Raw genomic sequence first — 23,669 nt, forward strand, 5'->3', positions numbered from 1 at the left:
GGCTCAAACGCTTCCGCCGTATCGCCCTGCGATGCGAGAAGACCATTTCCGCCTTCATGGGCTTCGTCCATCTCGCATGTGCCATGATCTGGCTAAGATGAATGCAGACAGCACCTAGGGGGGCATAGTCCCCGACCCGTCCTAGCCGAACGACTGCCGCCCGCGGCGCGTATAGGCTTCCGGCGCGTGGACCAGTTCGCGCAGGCGCTCCAGTTCCTCGGGCGTGTCGACGTCGATCAGTTCCGCGGGCGTCGTCACGACATGCTTGCCCGCGCGCACCATCGCGCGTGCGCCGGCGTCGCCCTCCAGCGCCATCAGCGCGTCGAACCGTGCCGCACCGAACACCGCCGGCGGCTTGGGAGCGCGGCCGTCGCTCGAGGCGACGATGGCATGCTCGTCATCGGCGGCGTCGAGCAACTGATAGATGTGCGTCGCGGTGACGCGCGGCATGTCGGCAAGCGCCACCACCACCGCCCGGACGCCGTGCGCGCGGGCGCAGGCGACGCCGAGCGCGAGCGAACGGCTCATGCCGAGTTGCGGATCGTCGTTGCGCACGACGGTGAAGCCATGCGCGGCATAGTCGCACTCGGCGCGGCCGACGACGGCGACGCGCTCGCGGAACGGCATGTCCTCCAGCGCCACCGCGACGTGCAGCCCCAGCGGGCGGCCGAGGAAGGGTGCGTCGAGCTTGCTGCCGATATCGCCCATCCGTTTCGACCGACCGGCGGCGAGCAGCACCAGGACGCAATCCTCAACGGCGATCATGGAATGCTCCCACCATCGCCGCGGCGATCGACAGCGCGATCTCCGACGGGCCGATCGCGCCGATATCGATGCCGACCGGCGCATCGATCCGGTCGATCTGCTCGGCGGAGAGGCCCGCCGCGGCGAGCCGTTCGCGCCGCGCCGCATGGCTGCGCCGGCTGCCGAGCGCGCCGACATAGGGCGCGTTGGTCGCCAGTGCGGCGATCAGCGCGGGGTCATCGATCTTGATGTCGTGGCTGAGCGTCACGACCGCGGTGGCGGGGCCGGGCTTGAGCGCCTCGATCGCGTCGTCGGGCCAGCGGTCGTCGAGTGTGACGCCGGGGAAGCGCTCCTCGGTGAGGAAGCGGGCGCGCGGGTCGATCACCGTCGTGGCGATGCCGAGCGTGCGCGCCAGTTCGGCGAGCGCCTGCGCGATCTGCACCGCGCCGACGATCAGCAACCGCCGGGCCGGATCGTAGCGGTTGGCGAACACTTCGCCCGTCTCCAGCGGCTTGAGGTCGCTGTGGCCGGTGGCGAGGTCGGTGGTGACGGTGACTGCCTCGCCGCGTTCGCGCGCCTCGGCGATCCGGTCGAACAATTCGGGATCGAAGCCGGTCGCCGACACCGGCTGCACCATCACCGCGATCTCACCGCCGCAGGGCAGGCCGACCTCCCATGCCGCATCGTCGGCGACGCCGTAGCGCTTGAGCTGGAAGGGGGCGCCGGCGATCACCTCGGCGGCGGTCTGGAGGATGTCGCTCTCGACGCAGCCGCCGGAGACGGAGCCCTCGAAGCGGCCGTCGGCGTGGACGAGCATATGGCTGCCCTTGGGCCGCGGCGCGCTGCCCCAGGTGGAGACCACCGTCGCGAGGGCGAGCGGTTCGCCCTGCCAATGGCGGGCGGCGGTAAGGACGGAATCGTTTTCGGCCATGGTCTTTCCTTTTAGTCCTCCCTCGCTTCAGCGGGGGAGGGTGACCGCCGCGAAGCGGTGGTGGAGGGGGTGCTTCCGCAAGCGCGGAGTTCGCCGTATCCTCCCCCTCCGTCACGCCTTCGGCGCGCCACCTCCCCTGGCGGGGGGGGGGGGGGGAATTAAAGTGGCGGCAATCCTGCCAGCAGTTTGTCGAGCGTTACCGGGAAGTCGCGCACGCGCACCCCGCAGGCGTCGTGGATCGCATTGGCCACCGCCGCGCCCGCGCCGGAGATGCCGAGTTCGCCGACCCCCTTGGCGCCGACCGGGTTCGCACTGTCGTCGATCTCCTCGATGAAATGCACCTCGATCCGCGGCACGTCGGCGTGCACCGCGACGTGATATTCGCCGAAGTCGGGATTGACGAAATGGCCGTTGCGCGTGTCGACCACGGCTTCCTCGCCGAGCGCATAGGACAGGCCCCAGACCATGCCGCCGATGAGCTGGTTCGCCGCGGTCTTCGCGTTGAGCACGCGGCCGACGTCGAACACGCCGAGCATCCGCCGCACCCGGACCTCGCCGGTCACCGCATTGACCGCGACCTCGACGAAATGCGCGCCGTGGCTCGCCTGGCTCGTCGCCTGCGTCTCGGTGCCGGGGCCGGTCTTGCCGGTGGCGACGATCGGCTGCCCATGCAGCAGGTCGGCGAGCGCGACGCTGCGCCCGCCGGCGGTGACGCAGCCGTCGTGCAGCGCCAGTTCCTCAGGGGAGGCATTCATGCGCAGCGCGAGCGCGGCGATGATCTCCTCGCACGCCAGCACCACCGCCGAACAGGCACTGCCCGCGCCGAACGAGCCGCCCGAACCGGCGCTGGCAGGCAGGTCGCTGTCGCCGATCTGGACGTCGACCGACGGCACGGGCAGGCCGAGCATCTCGCCCGCGGTCTGCGCCAGGATCGTATAGGTGCCGGTGCCGATATCGGTCATGTCGCAGGCGACGGTCGCGCGGCCGTCGGCGCCGAGCGTCACCCGCGCCTCCGCCTTGACGGTGAAATTGCCGCGCAGCGCCGCCGCCATGCCGTGGCCGATCAGCCAGTCGCCCTCGCGGCGTTTGCGTCGCTCCGCCCAGCCGAAGCGGCGCGCGCCCTCGTCGTAGCAATCGAGCAGGCGGCGCGTCGAGAAGCGCTTGCCGTTGACCGGATCGACCTCGGGCTCGTTGCGGCGGCGCAGCTCGATGGGATCGATGCCGAGCTGTCCGGCGAGTTCGTCCATCGCGCATTCGACCGCGAAGGTGCCGATCGCCTCGCCCGGTGCGCGCACCGCGCCGGTGGCGGGCAGGTCGAGGCGGACCAGATCGGTGCGGAAGCGGCGCGCCTCGCCAACGTAGAGCGGCAGCGAGCCGAACGGGATCGGTTCGAGGAAGCTGGCATCGTCGTTCTGCGCGGCGACGCCTTCGTGCGCGAAGGCGGTGATGCGCCCGTCTTCGGTGGCGCCGATGCGGACGCGCTGCGTCGTTGCCGAGCGATGGTGCACGAGATAGGCGGTCTGCGCGCGCGGCAGCGCGATCTTGACCGGCCGCCCGACCTTTTCGGCGGCGATCGCGGCGAGGATCACCTCCGGCCCGACGCCGGTCTTGCCGCCGAAGCCGCCGCCGACGAACGGCGCGAGCACGCGCACATCCTCGGGCGCGAGGGCGAGCGCCTTGGCGATGGTGCGGCGGGCGGCACCGATCACCTGGTTGCTGGTGCGGACCAGCAGCTTGCCGTCTGCCCAGGCGACGGTGCTGGCATGCGGTTCGAGCGCGGCGGGATAATGGACCGGCGTCGTGTAGCTGCGGTCGAGCACCACCGGGGCGGCGGCCAGCGCCGCATCGAGATCGCCGATGTCGATCGCCGGCAGGAAGCCGAGCTTATGGTCGCGCTGCACCGGCTGCGCGTCTTGATCGAAGCGGTCGCGGCCGGGCTCGGCATGGACGACGACCAGCGCCGCGGCGTCGCGGGCGATGCTCTGGTCGGTGGCGACGACGATCGCCACGGGCTGGCCGTAATGGAAGATCGTGTCGGTATCGCTATGCGCCGCGGCTTGCGAATTGCTGCCGCCGGTGACCATGCGCGGGTCGCCGTGGATCACCGCGAGCACGCCGGGCATGTCCTCCGCGGCGGCGCTGTCGATGCCGGTGACGCGGCCGCTGCCGATCGGCGCGCCGACGATCGCGGCATAAGCGGTGTCCGCGTCGGTGCCCTCATAGGCGTAGCGGGCGGTGCCGCTGACCTTCGCCGGCCCCTCGATACGCGGCACCGGCGCGCCGAGCACGCCCTGCCGTGCCTGCGCCAGCCCCTCCGGCCGGTAGGCGCGGTCCATCGTCATCTCGTTCATCGCGTCGATCCTCTCCCCGGTCGGGTGGCATGTAGGAGGCGGGGGAGGTGGGGTGAAGGTGGCATCCGACACCATCGTCGCCGTCCAGCGGTTTGCGACCTTAGCCTTACCCACCCGTCATGCCGGACTGGTTCCGGCATCCACCGTTCCGCAGGAGAACGGGTGGTTGCTCCTGCGGAACGGTGGACCCCGGAACAAGTCCGGGGTGACGAAGAAGCAGGCTCTCACACCGCGGGCAGGCCCTCCAGCAGCTTGTCGAGGGTCAGCGGATAGTCGCGCACGCGCACGCCGGTGGCGTTGTAGATCGCATTGCCGATCGCGCCCGCCGCGCCGCAGATGCCGAGCTCGCCCAGCCCCTTGGCGTGGAGCGGATTGGCCTGAATGTCGCGCTCGTGGAGGAATTCCACCTCGAGCTGCGGCACGTCGGCGTTCACCGGCACGTGATATTCGCCGAGGTCGCGGTTGACGATCTTGCCGTTGCGCGGATCGTGGATCAGCTCCTCGGTCAGCGCGCAGCCGATGCCGAAGGTCATGCCGCCGAGACATTGCGAGCGCGCGGTCTTCTCGTTGAGGATGCGCCCCGCGGTGAAGACGCCGAGCATCCGTTTCACCCGCACCTCGCCGGTGACGACGTTGACCGCGACCTCGGCGAAATGCGCGCCGTAGCTCGCCTGGTTGAACGTCTTTTCCTGATGGCCCGGCGCGATCTGGCCGGTCGCCTCCATGCCTTCGCCGACCAGCTCGGCGAGCGGCACGCTGCGGTTGTCGGCGATGACGCGGCCGTCCTTGAGCGTCATCGCGCCCTCGTCGACCCCCATCGCCTTGGCGATCTGGCCGCGCAGCGCCTCGCAGGCGAGATAGACCGACGATCCCGACGAGCCCGCGCCCCACGAGCCGCCCGAGCCCGCGCCCGGCGGCGCATCGGTGTCGCCGAGATGGACGATCACGTCCTCCAGCGGCAGGCCGAGGATCTCGGCGGCGATCTGGCCGAGGATCGTATAGGTGCCGGTGCCGATATCGGTCATGTCGGTCTCGACATGCGCCTTGCCCTGGCCGTCGATCGACACCTTGGCCGCCGACTTCTGCAGCATGTTCGACCGCGCCGCCGAGGCGACGCCGATGCCGTACAGCCAGTCGCCGCGCCGGTCGGTGCCAGCGGGCTTGCGCTGCGACCAGCCGAACGCCTTGGCGCCGCGATCGAGGCAGGGGATCAGCGAGCGCGACGAATAGGGGATCTTCTTTTCCGGGTCCTGTTCGGGCTCGTTGCGGCGGCGCAGCTCGATCGGGTCGATGCCCATCGTCTCCGCCAGTTCGTCAATCGCGCCTTCGAGCGCGATCAGGCCGACCGCTTCGCCCGGCGCGCGCATCGATCCCGCCAGCATCCAGTCGAGCCGGACGATGTCATGCGTGATCAGCCGGTTCTCGCCCTCGTAGAGGAAGTGCGTCGCCATGCCGGCGGGCTCGAAGAAATCCTCGCCGGGCAGGTTGGAGGTGATCGTCTCGTGGCCGATCGCGGTCAGCTTGCCGTCGGCGTCCGCGCCGAGGCGCATGCGCTGTTCGGTGTTGGAGCGGCGGACGGTGGCGTCGAAGACCTGCTGGCGCGCCATTACCGCCTTGACCGGGCGATTGAGCCGCTTGGCGGCGATCGCCGCAGCGACGCTCTCGGGCGCGATGCCGAGCTTCGAGCCGAAGCCGCCGCCGACGAAGGCGGCGACGATCCGCACCTTGTCCGCCGATACGCCGAGCGACTTGGCGAGCTGCTGCTTGTCCGACGACGGCATCTGGTACGCGCCGTAGAGCGTCAGCGCGCCGTCTTCCCAGATGGCGAGGCTGGCATGCGGCTCCATCGCCGCCGAATTCTGGCTCGGCGTGGTATAAGTGACGTCGACGGTATGCGCGGCCGCGGCCATCGCCTTGTCGATGTCGCCCTGCTTGTGGTGCGGCGGGATCTGCTGCGGCTTGGGCTTTTCCGCCTCTTCGCGATGCGCGAGGAAGCTGTAGCGGCCTTCGCCGGGCGCATAATCGACCTTGACGTGATGCGCGGCGTCGCGCGCCTCTTCATAGCTTTCGGCGACGACGATCGCGATGATCTCGCCATGATAGGCGACATCCTCGACGCCCTGCGTCGGCGCGCTGGTCTCGCCGCCCTGTTGCGGATTGCGCAGGAAGGTGGCGTAATCGGTGATGACGTCGATCACGCCCGGCATCGCCTTGGCGGCCTCTGCATCGAGCCTGGTGATCTTGCCCGCGCCGACGGTGGCGCGCACCAGGAAGCCATAAGCGACGTTGTCGAGCGCATATTCCGCCGCATAGGTCGCCTTGCCCGACACCTTCTTGGGCCCGTCGATCCGGTCGAGCGGCTTGCCGATCACATCCTGCACGCCGCGGTCGAGCAGGCTGTCGGGATGGGCCGTGTTCATGGTGAGCGAATTGGTGTCGCCCTTGCCGAAACCGAACATCGCTTATTCTCCCGTGAGGTCGCGCAGGGTGGCGATCAGGACCCGGCGCGTCAGCGGGATCTTGAAGTCGTTCGAGCCATAGCCCTTGGCATCGGCGAGCAGGATGTCGGCCGCCGTGTTGAACAGCGCGTCGGACGGCGCCTGGCCGACCAGCGCCGCCTCCACCGCGGGATTGCGCCACGGCATCGGGCCAAGCCCGCCAAAGGCGAGCGCCGCCGAGGCGATCCTGCCGTCCTCGACGCCGACCACGCCGGCGACCGAAACGAGCGCGAAGGCATAAGAGGCGCGGTCGCGCACCTTGCGATAGGTCTGCTTGCCCTTGGGCGGGGCGGGCAGCTCGACATGCGTGATCAGCTCGCCGGGTTCTAGCACCGTCTCGATGTTGGGCGTGTCACCGGGCAGGCGGTAGAAATCGTGGATCGGGATGCGGCGCTTGTCGCCGTCCGCCTTGAGCGTGATGATCGTCGCGTCGAGCGCGCGCATCGCCACCGGCATGTCGCCCGGATGCGTCGCGATGCAATGCTCGGACGTGCCGAGCACCGCCAGCACGCGGTTGAATCCGCCCACCGCCGAACAGCCGGTGCCTGGCTCGCGCTTGTTGCACGGCGTCGCGGTGTCGTAGAAATAATAGCAACGCGTCCGCTGGAGCAGATTGCCGCCGGTCGTCGCCTTGTTGCGCAACTGGCCCGACGCGCCGGCGAGCAGCGCGCGGCTCAGCACCTCATACTTCTCGATCACGCGCGGGTCAGCAGCGAGGTCGGAATTCGGCACCAGCGCACCGATCGTCAGCCCACCGTCCTCGCGCTCCTCGATCTCGCCAAGCGGCAGCCGGCTGATGTCGACGAGCTTGTCAGGCGTCTCGACCTGCAATTTCATCAGGTCGAGCAGGTTGGTGCCGCCCGCGATGAACTTGGCGCCGGAGACGTGCGCGTCGCGCACCGCGGTCTCGGCGTCATTTGCCTTGGCGTAGGTGAAGGTCTTCATGCGCCGGCTCCCACCGTCTGGCGATGCGCGATATCGACCGTCCCGTCGGACTCGGCGACCTCACGGATCGCATCGACGATATTGGGGTAGGCGGCGCAGCGGCACAGATTGCCGCTCATCCGCTCCGAAATCTCCTCGTCGCCGAAACGCGGCGCGTCGAGATCGCCGGTGACGTGGCTCGGCCAGCCCTTGCGGACCTCGTCGAGCATGCCGACCGCCGAACAGATCTGCCCCGGCGTGCAATAGCCGCACTGATAGCCGTCATGCCGGACGAAGGCGGATTGCAGCGGATGCAGGTCCTCGGGTGTGCCGAGCCCCTCGATCGTCGTGATCTCGTCGTCCTGATGCATCACCGCGAGGCTGAGGCAGGAATTGATCCGACGGCCGTTGACCAGCATCGTGCACGCGCCGCACTGGCCGTGGTCGCAGCCCTTCTTGCTGCCGGTCAGGCCGAGATGCTCGCGGCACAGATCGAGCAGGGAGGTGCGGATATCCGGTTCGGCCTCAAAGGATTGGCCGTTGATCGTGAACTGCATGCGCTGCCTCGCGGGGTCGGGGAGTCATATCCGTGAAGGATTACGCCCCTAACGCGCTTCATCATGATGGTTTCCGGTTTGCGAATCGCTCTCACTGCCGCGCTGCTGGCGTCGGCGCCCTCGAACGGGCAGGATCGGCCGATGGCCAAGCCCTTTCCCACCCCGATCGTCATCGCGCACCGCGGCGCCAGCGGCTCGCGACCCGAACATACGCTGGCGGCGTACGAGCTGGCGATCGCGCAGGGCGCCGACTTCATCGAGCCCGATCTGGTGCCGACCAAGGACGACGTGCTCGTCGCACGGCACGAGAATGCGATCGCCGAGACGACCGATGTCGCCGCGCATCCCGAATTCGCCAGCCGTCGCACCACCAAGACGATCGACGGCCAGACGATCACCGGCTGGTTCGTCGAGGATTTCACGCTCGCCGAGCTTAAGACGCTGCGCGCGCGCGAACGGCTGCCCAAGCTGCGCGCCGGCAATGCCGCCTATGACGGCAAGTACGAGATACCGACGCTCGCCGAGATCATCGCGCTCGCCAAGCGGCGGACGCAGGAGACGGGGCGGACGATCGGCATCTATCCCGAAACCAAGCACCCGACCTATTTCGCCAGCATCGGCCATCCGACCGACGACCGGCTGGTTGCCGAGCTGCGCAAGGCGGGCTGGGACAGCGCCGACGCGCCGGTGTTCATCCAGTCGTTCGAGGTCAAGAACCTCCAGCATCTCCACGGCATCACGCAGGTGCGGCTGATCCAGCTGATGGCGGGCGAGGGCGGTCCGGCGGACGGCGCCGCGCCGAGCTATGCGGCGATGCTGACCCCGGCGGGGCTCCGGCAGATCGCGACCTATGCCTATGGGTTGGGGCCGGACAAGGGGCAGTTGTGGCGCGGGGACGCGCCGACCAATCTGGTCGCCGACGCGCATGCCGCGGGGCTCAAGGTCCATCCCTGGACCTATCGGGCCGAGAACGTCTTCCTGCCGGCGCGCTTCCGCCGTGGCGACGATCCCGCGACGCATGGCGATGTCGCGGGCGAGATCCGTGCCGCAATCGGCCTTGGTATCGACGGATTCTTCACGGATTATCCGCTAATCGGCGTCGAGACCCGCCGTGCGGCCAAGGATCATCCGTAAATGCGTAAGATAGCGTTCGTTCTTCTCCCCCTGACGCTGGCGGGCGGTGGCTGCGTCAGCACCGCCACCTCGATCGTCAAGGCGCCGTTCCAGGTCGCCGGCAAGGCGGTCGACTGGACCACCACCAGCCAGGACGAGGCCGATCGCAACTACGGCCGCAAGATGCGCAAGCAGGAGGCCAAGGAAGGCCGCGAGCGCAAGCAGGCGGCGGAGCAATGCCGCAAGCATCCGGACGACCAGGATGCGTGCCGCTATTCGGGCTATCGCGCCGGGTATTGAGCGCGGGGGGTGTCGTCCTCTCTCTTTGTCATCCCCGCGAAGGCCGGGACCATGGTTGCGGGCCGTCAGTGTCGGCGCGCCGCCATCAGCCGCCCGTATCCATGGGTTCCGACTTTCGTCGGGATGACGGACCGGGTGGGGGACACCGAACACAAGAAGGCGGCGGAGCAATGCCGCAAGCACCCCGACGATCAGGACGCCTGCCGCTATTCGAGCTTTCGCGCGGGCTATTGAGCAGGGCGGGGCGTCGTCTTCCCCTTTCTTTTTGTCATCCCCGCGGAGGCGGGGATCCATAAACGCTGGCGCCGGTGAGACTCACGACGGTCCGCGCGTCTGGATCCCCGCCTGCGCGGGGATGACGAAAATGGGGGAGGGTGGTTGCCCCGATCATCGCGGACAGATCGGGTCTTGTAGATACCCGCCCCCCCCCCTTCGTCATCCCGGCGAAGGCCGGGACCCATGGTTGCGGACCGTCAGTGCTGGCGCGAGGCCATCAGCCGCCCGTGACCATGGGTCCCGACGGTCGCCGGGATGACGATTGGGGGGCATCCTCCAAGTCCTAAACAAGCAGCCCCGTCACCGGTCCTGCACCACCGTATCCTTCCCCAGGGCGGTGGCGATCGCGATCAGCACCTCGGGGTGGATGTGGACGCCGAGATGGCCGCTGCTCACCTCGACCGCCTCGGCGCTGGGGTCGTGGCAGATGAAGCCGTTGACGAAGCCGTCGCTGCGGCTCCAGATCGCGGTGCACGGCACGGGCAGCGGGGCGGCGATCGCCTGGCTGCGTGCGATCACCGCGGGGTCGTCGACGCGCTCGCCGGTGGCCCATTCGAAAGCGCGCCAGACGTTGGTCGCGCGACCGCCGCCGGCATAGGGCGAGCTGACCGTCACCACCTTGCGGACGAGATCGGGGCGGCGATGCGCGACCAGCCGCGCCATGATCCCGCCAAGGCTGACCCCGACCAGCGTCACCGGCCCCGCCTCCGCGAACAGGCTTTCGACGCGCGCAATCAACCGCTCCGCCTCGATCCCGACGCTCTTGACGCCGAGGTTGCGACCGAGGCCCCAGCCTTCCGCGCGATAGCCGAGCTTGGTGAGATAGTCGCGCAGCACGACGCTCGATCCGTCGGCGTCGAACAGGCCGGGCAGCACCATCACCGCGCCGCCACGCCCCGGCGGCACCGCCGCCAGCGCCGCGACATAGCGCCAGCGGGTCGCCAGCATCCAGGCAACGCGCGGCACCTCGCTCGCCGCCAGCGCCTTGGGCGGCGGCGGCGGCGCGAGGAAATCGGTGCCGAAGCGCGCATGCGCGGGAGGTTCGCTGCGCCAGCGTGCAAAGCCGGCCTGCAACCGGTCTAGAACCATGCCATCACCGTCACCGGAAACGGCGTCCAGTGGCCGACGCGCACGCCGGCCTGGCGCAGCGCGTCGCCGGCCCAGGCATTGCAGGTCCGTGCCGCGCTGTAATGGCCACGCGCGGCGTAGAAGACGTCGTTGGCGTCATAGCCGCGATAGCGGGTGCGCCGCGGCGCGACGCCCGCGCGGAGATAGGCGGCGAGCCGGCGATATTCCGCCGGGCGCAGCAGCACGCTGCGCACGGCGCCGCCGACGCGGGGTGCGGGCACGTGTTCGACGTGCATCAAGGTCGCGTCGCTGCCGCGCGCCGCGGCGAGCAGCGTGCGCAGCTTGAGGTCGGCCCAGGTCGCCGTTTCGAGATAGAAGGCCTTTTCGCCCCAGCCGATGGCAAGATGATCATATCCTCCGTAACGCGGATCGGCGAGGTCCGCTCCCGGCGCCCAGTCGCGCCAATCCACACCCGCCGCGACCTTCGGCACCACCAGTCCGACGTGGATGCCGTTCGATTCGATATAGACACGGACGCCCTGCGCCGGCGGCCGCCATGCCGCATGCGCCGGAATCGCACCCCCGACCAGTCCCGCGGCCGCATAGCCCGCGATGAGCAGCACGATCAGCGCCGCCAGCCCTGCGATCCATCTACCTGCAATCGCAAGGACATGAGGTCGTATCATTCGAAACCTTATGCTAGTCTACCACAATGGCCGATGAATCGCACGTGACCGACACGCCCCCCGCCGACGCCGCTGCCGACTGGACGATCGCCCAGAACTGGCAGGATTACACCGCCGAGGAGCATGCGACCTGGGACACGCTGTTCGCGCGCCAGTCGCAACTGCTGCCCGGCCGCGCCTCGGACGCCTATCTGCGCGGACTCGACGTGCTCAAGCTGTCGAAGCCGGGCATACCCGATTTCGCCGAATTGTCCGAACGGTTGATGGCGCTGACCGGCTGGCAGGTGGTCGCGGTGCCGGGGCTGGTGCCGGACGACGTCTTCTTCGATCATATGGCCAATCGCCGCTTCGTCGCGGGCAATTTCATCCGCCGCCCCGACCAGCTCGACTATCTGCAGGAGCCCGACGTCTTCCACGACGTCTTCGGCCATGTGCCGATGCTCGCCGACCCGGTGTTCGCCGATTATCTCGAGGCCTATGGCCGCGGCGGGCAGCGTGCGCTGGGGCTGGACGCGCTGAAATATCTTGGGCGGCTCTACTGGTACACGGTGGAGTTCGGGCTGATCCAGGAGGGCGACGATCTGCGCATCTATGGCTCGGGCATCGTGTCGAGCTTCGCCGAGAGCCGCTTCGCGCTGGACGATCCCAGCCCCAATCGCATCGCCTTCGACATCGCGCGGGTGATGCGCACCGAATATCGGATCGACGATTTCCAGCAGAATTACTTCGTCATCCCGAGCTTCGACGAGCTGCTGCGGATCACGGTCGAGACCGACTTCGCGCCGCTGTACGAGGAACTGAAGGCGCAGGAGGATATCCCGGTCGCGGCGATCGTCGCGGGCGATCGCGTGCTGACGCACGGCACGCAGCATTATGCGCGGAGCAAGGCGCGGGGGTAGGTTCTGCCGAAATGCGGATGGGGTCGCGACGTCCGCCAAACCCACCCGTCATGCCGGACTCGTTCCGGCATCCACCGTGCCGCATGAGATCGGGCGGCTGCTCCTGCGGACGGGTGGACCCCGGAACACGTCCGGGGTGACGGGGTGGAATTGGGAGGCGGCGGACTCAAGCGAACGTCCGGAAGCTGTAATGTCGATCCGGCCTAGAGGTCGAGCGCCCAGCCGTCGCGGCCCTTGGGATCGAACGGCGCGGTGGGGACGTAGCGCTCCGCCCCGGCGCGCAGCCGCAGCACCGTCCAGTCGCCGCGGCGGTCGATCGCCTCCAGCGCGCAGCCGCAGGCCGCATAGGCGGCGACCACCGTCTCGCGCTGCGTCTCGAGCAGCCCGGCCAGCACGATGACCGCATCCGGCGCGGCGATCGCGGCGAGTTCGGGCGCCATCGATACCAGCGGTCCGGCAAGAATGTTGGCGATGACGAGATCGTACGGCGCCGCGCGGTCGATATCCGGGTGCCGCGCGCCGTCGGCGACGAACAGTGCGACGCCGGCGACGCCGTTACGCGTCGCATTCTCACGGGTCACGTCGATCGCCACCGGATCGATGTCGGTCGCTACCACCGTCGCGGTGGGCCACAGCTCGACCGCGGCGAAGGCGAGCAGTCCGGTGCCGGTCCCGACGTCGATCACGGTGTCGAAGCGTCGCCCGGCGCTCGCCAGTCCGTCGAGCATCGCGAGGCAGCCGCTCGTGGTGCCGTGATGACCGGTGCCGAACGCCTGCCCGGCCTCGATCAGGAAGGCGCGGCCGCCAGCGGGCGGCGCGACCGAATGCGCGCTGGTGTGGACGACGAACCGGCCCTCGCGGATCGGCTCCAGCCCCGCCTGGCTCATCGCCACCCAATCCTGGTCGGACAATCGTTCGACGACGGGATCATGGCCGCTTGCGCTCGGCACCAGCGCGTGCAGCGTCGCCAGCATCGCCGCGTCAGGCTCGTGCTCCAGATAGGCGTCGAGCCGCCAGCGCTCGACATCGTCCTCGACCTCCTCGGTGGTCATCAGCACCGCGTCGATCGCGAGATCCGACGCGCTGTCGATCGCCTCCGCCTCGGCGCGGGTGCAGGGCAGGCTGACCTTCCAGCTCGTGCCGGCGGATTCAGCGGACATAGCTCGCCCCGTTCACGTCGAGCACCGCGCCGGTCATCGAGGCGGGCGCCTCCAAGGCGCAGAAGCGCGCCACCGCGGCGACCTCGGCGGGATCGGCGACCTTGCCGAGCGGAATGTCGGCGAGCAGTTTGTCGCCGCCGCGGCTGGCGAGATAATCGTCGGCCATGCCGGTCATCGTGAACCCCGGGCAGATCGCGAAGGCGAGGATGCCCTCCTTGGCATAGCCGCGCGCGATCGTCTTGGTCATCGCGACCATGCCGGCCTTGGCGGCGGCGTAATGCCAATGCGCCGGGCTGTCGCCGCGATAGGCGGCGCGGCTGGCGATGTTGACGATGCGACCGCCGGTGCCGCTGCCCTGCCAATAGCGTATCGCGAGCCGGCAGAGTTCGGCGGCCGCGGTGAGGTTGATGCGCTGCGTCCGCTCCCAGTCGGCGACCCAGTCGTCGTGGTCGCGGGTCAGCGGATTGGCCTCGAACACGCCGGCATTGTTGATGAGCACGTCGATCGTGCCGGCCTGCGCCAGCGCCGCGTCCCACAGCGCGCGCGGCGCGGCGGGATCGGCGAAGTCGGCGGCGATGCCGCTGCGCGTGCCGTGTCCGATCACCTGCGCACCGCCGGCGGTGAGGGTGTCGAGGATCGCCGCGCCGATGCCGCGGCTCGATCCGGTCAGAAGAATAGCCATGCTGCGGCTTTAGGCGGCGGGGAAGGGGGCGGCAACCGGGGGGCAACCCGGCGGAAGGGCATCGCGTAGGAGTCGCGCGCTTCCCGGTCCGCCCCGTCACCCCGGACTCGTTCCGGGGTCCACTCTGCGGCTGGGAGAAGCGCAAGAGGCGCGGCCGTCCCCTTGCGGCCGGGTGGACCCCGGAACGAGTCCGGGGTGACGAATCCATCGGGGAAATCGAACGTGCCTCTTTACCGCCGCCATATGCGATTGCCCTCGTAGAGGGCGGCCAGGGCGGGAGCGGCGTTGGGCAGCGCCAACCCGCATATCACCCCACGCTGGCCGAGAAGCTGTCCGCGGATTGCTGCAACTGCCCCAGCCGGTCGCCGACCTCGCCGAAGCCCTCGCCGAGGCTGTCGATCTCGCCGGCGACGGATTGCGTATCGGCGCGGATCGCGTCGATCGTGCTCGACATCGAATCGGCGGCGAGCGCGGTTTCGTCGACCGCGGCGGTGATCGCGGTGACGGTATGCGCCTGCGCCTCCATCGCGAAGCGGATGCGGTCGGCGCTCTCCTGCACCTCGGCGACCGTCGCCTTGATCGAGGCGTTGGTCGCCACTGCGGTGCGCGTGGCGTGCTGGATCGCGGCGATCTTGCCGGCGATGTCGTCGGTGGCGCGCGCGGTCTGGTTGGCGAGGCTCTTCACCTCCTGCGCGACCACCGCGAAGCCGCGGCCGGCGTCGCCGGCGCGCGCCGCCTCGATCGTCGCGTTGAGGGCGAGCAGGTTGGTCTGCCCGGCGATCGCGCGGATCAGGCCGAGGATCGATTCGATCGACTGGGCATGGTCGCTGAGCAATTCGCTCGCGCGCACCGCCTCGCCGGCATGTTCGCTGGCGCGGAAGGCGATGCCGGCGGCCGAATCGACCTCGATCCGGGCATCCTCGATCGCGCGGATCAGCCCGGCGGCGGTCTGTGCCGCCTCGCGCATCGCGACCGCGGATTGTTCGGCCGCCGCGGCGACCTCGCTCGCCTTGCCGAGCACCTCACGCGTCGAGGCGGAGGCGGCATGGGCCTGCACGCGGATGCGCGCGCCCAGCGTCGCCGCGCCCTCGATCGAGCTGGCGATGCTTTCGCGGAAGGCGGCCGAGCGCGTCTGGCGTTCCTGTCGCGCCGCCTCGGCACGCAACGCGGCAAGCCGGCCGGTCATCAGATCCGATTCGACCAATGCGATCCGCTGGACCGCGTCGCACAGACGCAGCAGTCGCTTGGTGTCGCCCTCGCAATGCTGTTCCAGCGTGCGCACGGTGAAGCTGTGCGACTGGGCGAGCGCCGCCTGCAGGCTGGGCAGGGGGATGCCCGACTGTTCCGAACGCTCGGCATTGGTGATCGCGATCTCGCCCCACGCCTCGTCGAACGGCGCATTGTATTTGAGGAAGGCGTAATGCGCGCTTTCATGCACCCGCCGCTCGCGCCGTTCGGGGGTGACCAGCCGGCTCAGCTCGCGCGCGTCGGGCAGCGAGAGATAATGATCCCAGAAGCGGCTGGCGACCTCGCGGTAATCCTCGGGGCGCAGCAGCGCGGCGATGTCGCGGCACGAGGCGGCCAGCGTGCCGTCCCAATCATAGTCGCCGAGATGCTCGACGATGCTGCGCCGGGCGCGCAGCGTGTCGCCCGTGATGCCATGGCGACGGAGGAGCGCGGCGGGCATGTCAGGCGGCGACCTTGGCGACGAATTCGCCGGCGCTGGTCTGGAGCGCATTGAGCTGGCCGTCGAGCCGATCGAAGCCGCGGCCGACGTCGTCGATCTCCGCCGCGACCGTCTCGGTATCGGTGCGGATCGCGGCGATCGTGCTCGACATCGAATCGGCGGCGAGCGCGGTCTCGTCGACCGCGGCGGTGATCGCGGTGACGGTCTGCGCCTGCGCCTCCATCGCATAGCGGATACGGTCGGCGCTTTCCTGCACCTCGGTGACGGTGGTCTTGATGCTGGCGTTGGTGTCGACCGTCGAGCGCGTCGCCGACTGGATCGAGGCGATCTTGGCGGCGATGTCGTCGGTGGCGCGCGCGGTCTGGTTGGCGAGGCTCTTCACCTCCTGCGCGACCACCGCGAAGCCGCGGCCGGCGTCACCCGCCCGCGCCGCCTCGATCGTCGCGTTGAGCGCGAGCAGGTTGGTCTGGCCGGCGATGTCGCGGATCAGGCTGAGGATCGATTCGATCGACTTGGCGTGGTCGCTCAGCGTCTCCGACATGCCGACGGCGTTGGTCGCCTGCAGGCTGGCGCGGCTGGCGATCTCGGCGGCGGCCTCGACCTCGGTGCGCGCGTCTTCGATCGCGCGGATCAGGCCGGCGGCGGTCTGCGCCGCCTCGCGCATCGCGACCGCGGACTGTTCGGCCGCCGCGGCGACCTCGCTCGCCTTGCCGAGCATGCCGCGCGCCGATCCCGAGCTGCGCTGCGCCTGGTCGCGCAGCGCGCGGCCCTCGTCGGTGGCGATCTCGACCGCGCTGGCGATCCCCTCGCGGAATTCGGCGGCAAGCCCCTCGCGGGCGATCCGCGCGCCATGTTCGGCATAGCCGGCGAACAGTTCGACGGTCAGCTCGGTCTCCATGCCGAACAGGCGCATCAGCGCGTCGATCAGCGCGCCCTGGCGGGGGTCGTCGGCGGGGACGCGCGCCATCAGCGCCTGGAGCGCGGCGCGGTCGCTGGCGCAGGACATCGCCAGCACCTCCATCGTCGAGACGCCGGCGGCATAAGCGGCGGCGACCGAGCGTTCGAGCGATTCGACCCAGGCGAGCCCGTCGAGATGGCAGCAGCGGTTGCGCAGATAGGCGATGCCCGCGGCGAGGCGGCGCTCGTTCTCCAGCGGCGTCCATTCCGCCGCGCCCGGATGCGCGCGGCGCCAATGCGACCAATAGGCATCGACGATCATCGGCGCGTCGGGTTCGATGATCGTCCACAATTCCGCCGCCCGCGGCAGCAGCGTATTCTCGCCCCCGTCGAACGCGACGATGCGACTGCGCAGGTCGATCGCGGCGGCGATGCTGGCCGGCTGGGGAAGGGCAGTGTCGGGCAAGAGCGTCTCCGGCGATCAGCGGGGGCGTGAACGATATTGTCCGAATTAGACTTCACTGGTTAATGTGCGGTTAGAAGCGGGTTCGGCGCCGGTGCCGCGAAACCGGGCGTCGGCGATCCAGTGCGCGCGCGGAAGCGGCCACAATGGGTTGCATCGTCGCGCCCCCGGCCTAATAGGCAGTGCATTCGATTTTGCCCGAGGACCGTTCATGGCATCCCGCACTCCGGCGCGTCCGCGCAGCCCGCATCTCTTTTCGGGCTTCCTGAAGCTTCACTACAGCTGGGGGCCGCACATGCTGGTCTCCATCCTTCACCGCGCGACCGGTTCGGGCATGGCGACGGTGGGTACCGTCCTGCTCGTCTGGTGGCTGGCCGCGATCGCCTCGGGGGCGGACGCCTATGCGACCTTCCTTGATGTCTTCACCACCGACACCGGCCATCTCAACCCGCTGGGCTGGGTGATCGGCGTCGGCATGACCTATGCGTTCTTCACGCACATGGCGAACGGCATCCGCCACCTGTTCATGGATGCCGGTGCCGCCTACGAACTGAAGACGGCCAAGCTGTCCAGCCTCGCCGCGCTCACCGCCGGCGTCGTGCTGACCGTCGCCTTCTGGCTTTACCTGGGGATGAAGTAATGGGTACCGGCACCAGCATCGGCCGCGTCCGCGGCCTCGGCAGCGCCAAGCACGGCGCGCACCATTGGTGGCGCCAGCGCGTCACCGCCGGCTCCAACCTGTTCCTGACGCTCTGGTTCGTCTTCGCGATCGCGCGCATGCCCGGCTATGATTATGCCAGCGTGCACAGCTGGCTGCAGAACAGCTGGGCCGCGGTGCCGATGATGCTGCTGATCGTCTCGGTCTTCTATCATTTCCGTCTGGGCCTTCAGGTGGTGATCGAGGATTACCAGCATGAGCAGAAGCGCGTCGCCGCGATCCTGCTGCTCAACTTCTTCACGGTCGCCACCGCCGCGACCGCCATCTTCGCGATCCTCAAGGTCGCCTTCGGAGCTGCCGCATAATGTCGGACGCCTATAAGATCATCGACCACACCTATGACGCCGTCGTCGTCGGCGCCGGCGGCTCTGGCCTGCGCGCCGTGATGGAATGCGCGCAGAACGGCCTCAAGACCGCCTGCATCACCAAGGTGTTCCCGACGCGCAGCCACACCGTCGCGGCGCAGGGCGGCATCGCCGCCAGCCTCGGCAACATGGGTCCCGATCACTGGACCTGGCATATGTTCGACACCGTCAAGGGCTCCGACTGGCTCGGCGACCAGGACGCGATCGAATATATGGTCCGCGAGGCGCCCGCCGCGGTCTACGAGCTGGAACATGCCGGCATGCCGTTCAGCCGTACCGACGAGGGGCGCATCTACCAGCGTCCGTTCGGCGGCATGATGCAGAACATGGGCGAGGGCCCGCCCGCGCAGCGCACCTGCGCCGCCGCGGACCGGACCGGCCACGCGATGCTGCACACGCTCTACCAGCAGAGCCTGCGCTACGACGCGGACTTCTACGTCGAATATTTCGCGCTCGATCTCATCATGGAGAACGGCCAGTGCCGCGGCGTCGTCGCGCTGTGCATGGAAGACGGCAGCATCCACCGCTTCCGCGCGCACAACACGGTGCTCGCGACGGGCGGCTATGGCCGCTGCTATTTCTCGGCGACCTCGGCGCACACCTGCACGGGTGACGGCGGCGGCATGGTGCTGCGTGCCGGCCTGCCGTTGCAGGACATGGAGTTCGTCCAGTTCCACCCGACCGGCATCTACGGCGCCGGCGTGCTCATCACCGAGGGCGCGCGCGGCGAGGGCGGCTATCTCACCAACTCCGAGGGCGAGCGCTTCATGGAGCGTTACGCGCCGTCGGCGAAGGACCTCGCCAGCCGCGACGTCGTGTCGCGGTCGATGGCGATGGAGATGCGTGAGGGCCGCGGCGTCGGCAAGAACGGCGACCATATCTTCCTGCACCTCGATCACATCGATCCCGCGGTGCTGCACGAGCGGCTGCCCGGCATCACCGAGACCGGCAAGATCTTCGCCGGCGTCGACCTGACCCGCCAGCCTTTGCCCGTCACGCCGACGGTCCATTACAATATGGGCGGCATCCCGACCAACTTCCACGGCGAGGTCGTCCACCTCAAGGACGGCAATCCCGACACCGTCGTTCCCGGCCTGTTCGCGGTGGGCGAGGCGGCGTGCGTCTCGGTCCATGGCGCCAACCGCCTCGGCTCCAACTCGCTGATCGATCTCGTCGTGTTCGGCCGCGCCACCGGCAAGCGGATCGCCGACATCTGCAAGCCCAACGGCACGCACAATCCGCTGCCCAAGGGCTCGGAAGAGCTGTCGCTGACCCGCCTCGACAAGTTCCGCAACGCCAGCGGCAGCATTCCGACGGCGGAAATCCGTGGGCGGATGCAGCGGACGATGCAGAAGCATTGCGCGGTGTTCCGCGACAATGCGCTGCTCACCGAGGGCCAGACGCTGATGAAGGGCATCTACGCCGAGATCGCCGACGTGTCGGTCAACGACCGCAGCCTGATCTGGAACACTGACCTCATCGAGACGCTCGAGCTCGACAATCTCGCCGCGCAGGCGGTGGTGACGATCGATTCGGCAGCCAACCGCAAGGAATCGCGCGGCGCCCACGTCAACGAGGATTATCCGGATCGCGACGACGGCGAGTGGATGAAGCATACGATCACCACCTTCACCGGCTGGGGCGGCGTCGGCGGTGCCACCGCGATCGATTATCGTCCGGTGCACGATTACACGCTCACCGACGACGTCGATTACATCAAGCCGAAGAAGCGGGTGTATTAAGCCGCCGCGCCCGACGCATATCGCTCCGGACGGAGCGGGGGCGTCGGGCGCTATGCGATGGGCCGCACTGTGCGCCGACGGCGGTATACATGCCCAGCCTGGTCGAGACCTTTGCGAAGCGCTCCAGTGCTCCTGCGAAAGCAGGAGTCCAGGAGTCCCGCGCGCCATAAGTCGTTGTTTGTGTGGCCCTGGGCTCCTGCTTTCGCAGGAGCACGGTGCTGAGCCACCGGTGATGCGGGCTTGGCCGGGTGCTCGTCTCCTCCGAAGTATGTGTGTTTCGGTACAGGCGTGTGAGTCGGGCGTTGGATGCGTCTGCGCCGTGCTGCCTTCCATGCCATTGTAATCGCTGGCATGTTTCGCCGCCGCATAAACTGCTGTCCTATTTGGAAAAGCCATGGTCGCCCGTGTCGCTGCAACGGCAAGGGAGTGCGCCATGACGATCCGGACCCTCATCGATGAACTGATCGACCGCGAAGGCGGCTATGTCGATCATCCCGCCGACCGCGGCGGCGCGACGCGCTGGGGGATCAGCGCCGCGGTGGCGCGCGCCAACGGCTATCATGGCGCGATGCGCGACCTGCCGCGCAGCGTCGCGGCGGCAATCTACGCGCGCGTCTATTGGCACGGCGCCGGGTTCGACCAGGTCGCGACGCGCGCGCCGGCGCTGGCGGCGGAGTTGTTCGACACAGGCGTCAACATGGGGACGGCGACCGCCACTGGCTTTCTGCAACGCGCACTCAACGCGCTCAACCGCGGCGCGCGCGATTATCCCGATGTCGCGGTCGACCAGCGGATCGGCGCGGACACGCTCGCTGCGCTCGATGCGTTCCTCGCGCATCGTGGCAGCGGCGGCGAGGCCGTGCTGATCAAGGCGATCGACGCGTTGCAGGGCGAACGCTATCTGGCGCTCGCCGAACGCCGCCCGGCGGACGAGGCGTTCCTCTACGGCTGGCTGGCGGGGCGGGTCGCATGACCGCCGCGACGCCCGATCGCTGGGTGACGCGCGCGCGGCCCGCGTTCCTCTACGTCATGTACGCGCTGCTGCTATGGTCGATCCCGATGGGGATCGTCGCCGCCTTCCGCCCCGCCGTGGCGGCGGCGATGGCGCGCGGCATGGGGGCGTACCTCTCGGCGATCCCCGAGCCGCTCTATGCGCTCTTCGGCACGGGCTATCTCGGCTACACCGCGGCGCGCGCGTGGGGGAAGGCGAGGGGCGTCGAGAAATAGGTTCGCGCGAAGGCGCGAAGGCGCGAAGGGGTTGGATGGGGGGCGAGCGCCGTGCTCGTCCTCCCCCGGACGTCATCCCGACGGAAGTCGGAACCCACGGGCGCGCCCCCGCGCTCGCGCGCGTAACAGCGGCAACGTCGCAACCATGGGTCCCGGCGTTCGCCGGGATGACGATGGAGGTGGGACGCGGTGTCCTGCACACCCTTGTCCTCTGCGGTCTCCGCGCCTCTGCGCGAACCACCATTCCTTTTTCCCGCGCGCCGCCGCGTGAACGCCTCTTCGCGCGAAACCGTCGCCTGCGCCCGTTGCCCCTACGCAACGACACCCTACATCGCCCCCATGAGCGATTCCCATTCCATGCCGGTCTGGCATGGCACCACCATTTTGTCGGTCCGGCGCAACGGCAAGGTCGTCATCATCGGCGACGGCCAGGTCTCGATGGGCCAGACCGTGATGAAGCCCAATGCCAAGAAGGTCCGCCGCCTCGGCGCGGACGGACAGGTGATCGGCGGCTTTGCGGGTGCCACCGCCGACGCCTTCACCCTGTTCGAGCGGCTGGAGGCGAAGCTGGAGCGGCATCAGGGCAAGCTGATGCGCGCCGCGGTCGAACTGGCCAAGGACTGGCGCACCGACAAATATCTCCGCAATCTCGAAGCGATGATGATCGTCGCCGACAAGGACGTGACGCTGATCCTCACCGGCAACGGCGACGTGCTCGAACCCGAGGCCGGCGTCGCCGCGATCGGGTCGGGCGGCAATTACGCGCTCGCCGCGGCGCGCGCGCTGGTCGATTACGAGGCCGATGCCGAAACCGTCTGCCGCAAGGCGATGGCGATCGCCGCCGAGGTCTGCGTCTACACCAACGATCGCACGACGATCGAGGTGATGGACAGCACGACGTAATCGCCCCTCCCGCTTGCGGGAGGGGTTGGGGTGGGTCCGTCCACGCCTTGCACCGCCCGTGGCCTGCCCACCCCCGGCCCCTCCCGCAAGCGGGAGGGGGGAAGAATGACATGAACCAGAACCTGACCCCCAAGGCGATCGTCGCCGCCCTCGACGCCCATATCATCGGGCAAGCCGACGCCAAGCGCGCGGTCGCGGTGGCGATGCGCAACCGCTGGCGCCGGCAGCAGCTCTCCGCCGACCTGCGCGACGAGGTGACGCCCAAGAACATCCTGATGATCGGGCCCACCGGTTGCGGCAAGACCGAGATCAGCCGCCGGCTGGCGAAGCTCGCCGACGCGCCCTTCGTCAAGGTCGAGGCGACCAAGTTCACCGAGGTCGGCTATGTCGGTCGCGACGTCGAGCAGATCGCGCGCGACCTGGTCGAGGAGGCGATCCGGCTGGAGAAGGAGCGCCGCCGCGTCGCGGTGAAGGACAAGGCCGAGGAGGCGGCGATGAAGCGCCTGCTCGACGCGCTGGTCGGCAAGGATTCGAGCGCGGCGACGCGCGAGAGCTTCAAGCAGCGCTTCGCCGACGGGCATCTCGACGCGACCGAGATCGAGATCGAGCTGGAACAGGCCGCGACGACGCCGTTCGAGGTGCCGGGTGCCGGCCCGCAGATGATCAACCTGTCGGAGATGATGAAGTCGTTCGGCGGCGGCCAACCGCTCAAGCGCCGCAAGCTGTCGGTGCGCGCGGCATGGGATAAGCTCGTCGAGGAAGAGGCGGACAAGCGCCTCGACCAGGACGAGGTCAGCCGTACCGCGCTCGCCGACGCCGAGGCGAACGGCATCGTCTTCCTCGACGAGATCGACAAGATCGCGGTCAGCGACGTGCGCGGCGGATCGGTCAGCCGCGAGGGCGTGCAGCGCGACCTGCTGCCGCTGATCGAGGGGACGACGGTGGCGACCAAATACGGGCCGATGAAGACGGATCATATCCTCTTCATCGCCAGCGGCGCGTTCCACGTCGCCAAGCCGTCCGACCTGCTGCCCGAATTGCAGGGCCGCCTGCCGATCCGCGTCGAACTCAAGGGGCTGACCGAGGAGGATTTCATCGCAATCCTCTCCGACACCAAGGCGTCGCTGCCCGCGCAATACAAGGCGCTGCTCGCCACCGAGGGCGCGGAGGTGACCTTCACCGACGACGGTATTGCCGCGATCGCGCGGATCGCCGCCGAGGTGAACGGGCAGGTCGAGAATATCGGCGCGCGGCGGTTGCAGACGGTGATGGAGAAGCTGCTCGAAGAGGTGAGCTTCGACGCCGAGGATCGTACCGAGGCGGTGACGGTGGACGCCGCCTATGTCGACAAGCAGCTGGCGGGGATCGCGCGGAACACGGACCTCAGCCGCTTCGTGCTGTAACCGAGGGGTGCCGACAGCGCCGACCGTTCGTGCCGAGCCCTCGGCACGAACGGCGCCGGCTGGCCTCGCGGGGGT

The 23,669-nt window shown here is 68.9% G+C and carries 22 protein-coding genes and 1 pseudogene; 11 read left to right on the forward strand and 12 right to left on the reverse strand.

The annotated features are described in order from the left end of the window. Positions 1 to 101, forward strand: a pseudogene (locus HD841_RS10630) (IS5-like element IS711 family transposase); the annotation flags it as partial. A 40-nt stretch (positions 102 to 141) separates the two neighbouring features. On the opposite strand, the gene HD841_RS10635 reads toward HD841_RS10630, so the two are convergent. The 6 genes from HD841_RS10635 to HD841_RS10660 form a co-directional block, all read right to left on the reverse strand. Further along, positions 142 to 765 (reverse strand): nucleotidyltransferase family protein, encoded by a 624-nt coding sequence (locus HD841_RS10635; RefSeq protein ID WP_179508885.1) that lies wholly within the window; start codon positions 763 to 765, stop codon positions 142 to 144. Then, positions 752 to 1,675, reverse strand: a complete 924-nt coding sequence (locus tag HD841_RS10640; protein ID WP_179508886.1) for an XdhC family protein — start codon at positions 1,673 to 1,675, stop codon at positions 752 to 754. The genes HD841_RS10635 and HD841_RS10640 overlap by 14 nt, the downstream gene beginning before the upstream one ends. 158 nt (positions 1,676 to 1,833) lie before the next feature. Further along, a complete protein-coding gene (locus tag HD841_RS10645; protein ID WP_179508887.1) occupies positions 1,834 to 4,026 on the reverse strand; it encodes a xanthine dehydrogenase family protein molybdopterin-binding subunit in 2,193 nt (730 codons plus the stop codon). A 224-nt stretch (positions 4,027 to 4,250) separates the two neighbouring features. Beyond that, entirely contained in the window at positions 4,251 to 6,485 is a 2,235-nt protein-coding gene (locus HD841_RS10650; protein WP_179508888.1) for a xanthine dehydrogenase family protein molybdopterin-binding subunit, read from the reverse strand. A gap of 3 nt (positions 6,486 to 6,488) precedes the next feature. Further along, a complete protein-coding gene (locus tag HD841_RS10655; protein WP_179508889.1) occupies positions 6,489 to 7,469 on the reverse strand; it encodes an FAD binding domain-containing protein in 981 nt (326 codons plus the stop codon). After that, positions 7,466 to 8,005 (reverse strand): 2Fe-2S iron-sulfur cluster-binding protein, encoded by a 540-nt coding sequence (locus HD841_RS10660; RefSeq protein ID WP_179508890.1) that lies wholly within the window; start codon positions 8,003 to 8,005, stop codon positions 7,466 to 7,468. The genes HD841_RS10655 and HD841_RS10660 overlap by 4 nt, the downstream gene beginning before the upstream one ends. A 141-nt stretch (positions 8,006 to 8,146) precedes the next feature. Between HD841_RS10660 and HD841_RS10665 the strand changes: the two genes are divergently transcribed. Both HD841_RS10665 and HD841_RS10670 read left to right on the forward strand, forming a co-directional pair. Then, positions 8,147 to 9,139 (forward strand): glycerophosphodiester phosphodiesterase, encoded by a 993-nt coding sequence (locus HD841_RS10665; RefSeq protein ID WP_257015446.1) that lies wholly within the window; start codon positions 8,147 to 8,149, stop codon positions 9,137 to 9,139. Further along, positions 9,140 to 9,418, forward strand: a complete 279-nt coding sequence (locus tag HD841_RS10670) for a hypothetical protein (RefSeq protein WP_179508892.1) — start codon at positions 9,140 to 9,142, stop codon at positions 9,416 to 9,418. A gap of 576 nt (positions 9,419 to 9,994) precedes the next feature. On the opposite strand, the gene HD841_RS10675 is transcribed toward HD841_RS10670, so the two are convergent. Together HD841_RS10675 and HD841_RS10680 are read right to left on the reverse strand one after the other, a co-directional pair. Further along, a complete protein-coding gene (locus HD841_RS10675) occupies positions 9,995 to 10,783 on the reverse strand; it encodes an alpha/beta fold hydrolase (RefSeq protein WP_179508893.1) in 789 nt (262 codons plus the stop codon). Continuing rightward, entirely contained in the window at positions 10,774 to 11,448 is a 675-nt protein-coding gene (locus tag HD841_RS10680) for a TIGR02117 family protein (protein WP_179508894.1), read from the reverse strand. Before HD841_RS10680 ends, HD841_RS10675 begins: the two co-directional genes overlap by 10 nt. A 26-nt stretch (positions 11,449 to 11,474) precedes the next feature. Between HD841_RS10680 and phhA the strand changes: the two genes are divergently transcribed. After that, positions 11,475 to 12,347: a phenylalanine 4-monooxygenase gene (gene phhA / locus HD841_RS10685; RefSeq protein WP_179508895.1), complete on the forward strand. Its 873-nt coding sequence runs from the start codon at positions 11,475 to 11,477 to the stop codon at positions 12,345 to 12,347. Between the two features lie 203 nt (positions 12,348 to 12,550). On the opposite strand, the gene HD841_RS10690 is transcribed toward phhA, so the two are convergent. From HD841_RS10690 to HD841_RS10705, 4 genes are all read right to left on the reverse strand, one after another. After that, positions 12,551 to 13,507: a 50S ribosomal protein L11 methyltransferase gene (locus tag HD841_RS10690; RefSeq protein ID WP_179508896.1), complete on the reverse strand. Its 957-nt coding sequence runs from the start codon at positions 13,505 to 13,507 to the stop codon at positions 12,551 to 12,553. Next, a complete protein-coding gene (locus tag HD841_RS10695; RefSeq protein ID WP_179508897.1) occupies positions 13,497 to 14,189 on the reverse strand; it encodes an SDR family NAD(P)-dependent oxidoreductase in 693 nt (230 codons plus the stop codon). The genes HD841_RS10690 and HD841_RS10695 overlap by 11 nt, the downstream gene beginning before the upstream one ends. 307 nt (positions 14,190 to 14,496) lie before the next feature. Beyond that, the gene (locus tag HD841_RS10700) at positions 14,497 to 15,876 is read right to left on the reverse strand and encodes a methyl-accepting chemotaxis protein (protein ID WP_179508898.1); all 1,380 of its coding nucleotides are present in this window, start codon (positions 15,874 to 15,876) and stop codon (positions 14,497 to 14,499) included. A 1-nt stretch (position 15,877) separates the two neighbouring features. Next, a complete protein-coding gene (locus HD841_RS10705) occupies positions 15,878 to 17,239 on the reverse strand; it encodes a methyl-accepting chemotaxis protein (protein WP_179508899.1) in 1,362 nt (453 codons plus the stop codon). A gap of 208 nt (positions 17,240 to 17,447) precedes the next feature. Between HD841_RS10705 and sdhC the strand changes: the two genes are divergently transcribed. The 7 genes from sdhC to hslU all read left to right on the forward strand — a co-directional run bounded on the left by sdhC (position 17,448) and on the right by hslU (position 23,594). Next, positions 17,448 to 17,876, forward strand: coding sequence for a succinate dehydrogenase, cytochrome b556 subunit (gene sdhC / locus HD841_RS10710; protein WP_179508900.1), 429 nt, complete (start codon positions 17,448 to 17,450; stop codon positions 17,874 to 17,876). Further along, positions 17,876 to 18,259: a succinate dehydrogenase, hydrophobic membrane anchor protein gene (gene sdhD / locus HD841_RS10715; protein WP_179508901.1), complete on the forward strand. Its 384-nt coding sequence runs from the start codon at positions 17,876 to 17,878 to the stop codon at positions 18,257 to 18,259. Before sdhC ends, sdhD begins: the two co-directional genes overlap by 1 nt. Next, the gene (gene sdhA, locus HD841_RS10720; RefSeq protein ID WP_179508902.1) at positions 18,259 to 20,061 is read left to right on the forward strand and encodes a succinate dehydrogenase flavoprotein subunit; all 1,803 of its coding nucleotides are present in this window, start codon (positions 18,259 to 18,261) and stop codon (positions 20,059 to 20,061) included. Before sdhD ends, sdhA begins: the two co-directional genes overlap by 1 nt. 433 nt (positions 20,062 to 20,494) lie before the next feature. Next, on the forward strand, positions 20,495 to 21,034 hold the full coding sequence (locus HD841_RS10725; RefSeq protein WP_179508903.1) for a glycoside hydrolase family 108 protein: 540 nt from the start codon (positions 20,495 to 20,497) through the stop codon (positions 21,032 to 21,034). After that, on the forward strand, positions 21,031 to 21,288 hold the full coding sequence (locus tag HD841_RS10730; RefSeq protein WP_179508904.1) for a 3TM-type holin: 258 nt from the start codon (positions 21,031 to 21,033) through the stop codon (positions 21,286 to 21,288). The genes HD841_RS10725 and HD841_RS10730 overlap by 4 nt, the downstream gene beginning before the upstream one ends. A gap of 357 nt (positions 21,289 to 21,645) precedes the next feature. Then, positions 21,646 to 22,191 (forward strand): ATP-dependent protease subunit HslV, encoded by a 546-nt coding sequence (gene hslV, locus HD841_RS10735; RefSeq protein ID WP_179509373.1) that lies wholly within the window; start codon positions 21,646 to 21,648, stop codon positions 22,189 to 22,191. Between the two features lie 110 nt (positions 22,192 to 22,301). Next, a complete protein-coding gene (gene hslU, locus HD841_RS10740) occupies positions 22,302 to 23,594 on the forward strand; it encodes an ATP-dependent protease ATPase subunit HslU (RefSeq protein ID WP_179508905.1) in 1,293 nt (430 codons plus the stop codon). The last annotated feature ends 75 nt before the right edge of the window (positions 23,595 to 23,669 follow it).

It is taken from the genome of Sphingomonas melonis, from assembly GCF_013409985.1.
Classification (GTDB): Bacteria; Pseudomonadota; Alphaproteobacteria; order Sphingomonadales; family Sphingomonadaceae; genus Sphingomonas; species Sphingomonas melonis_A.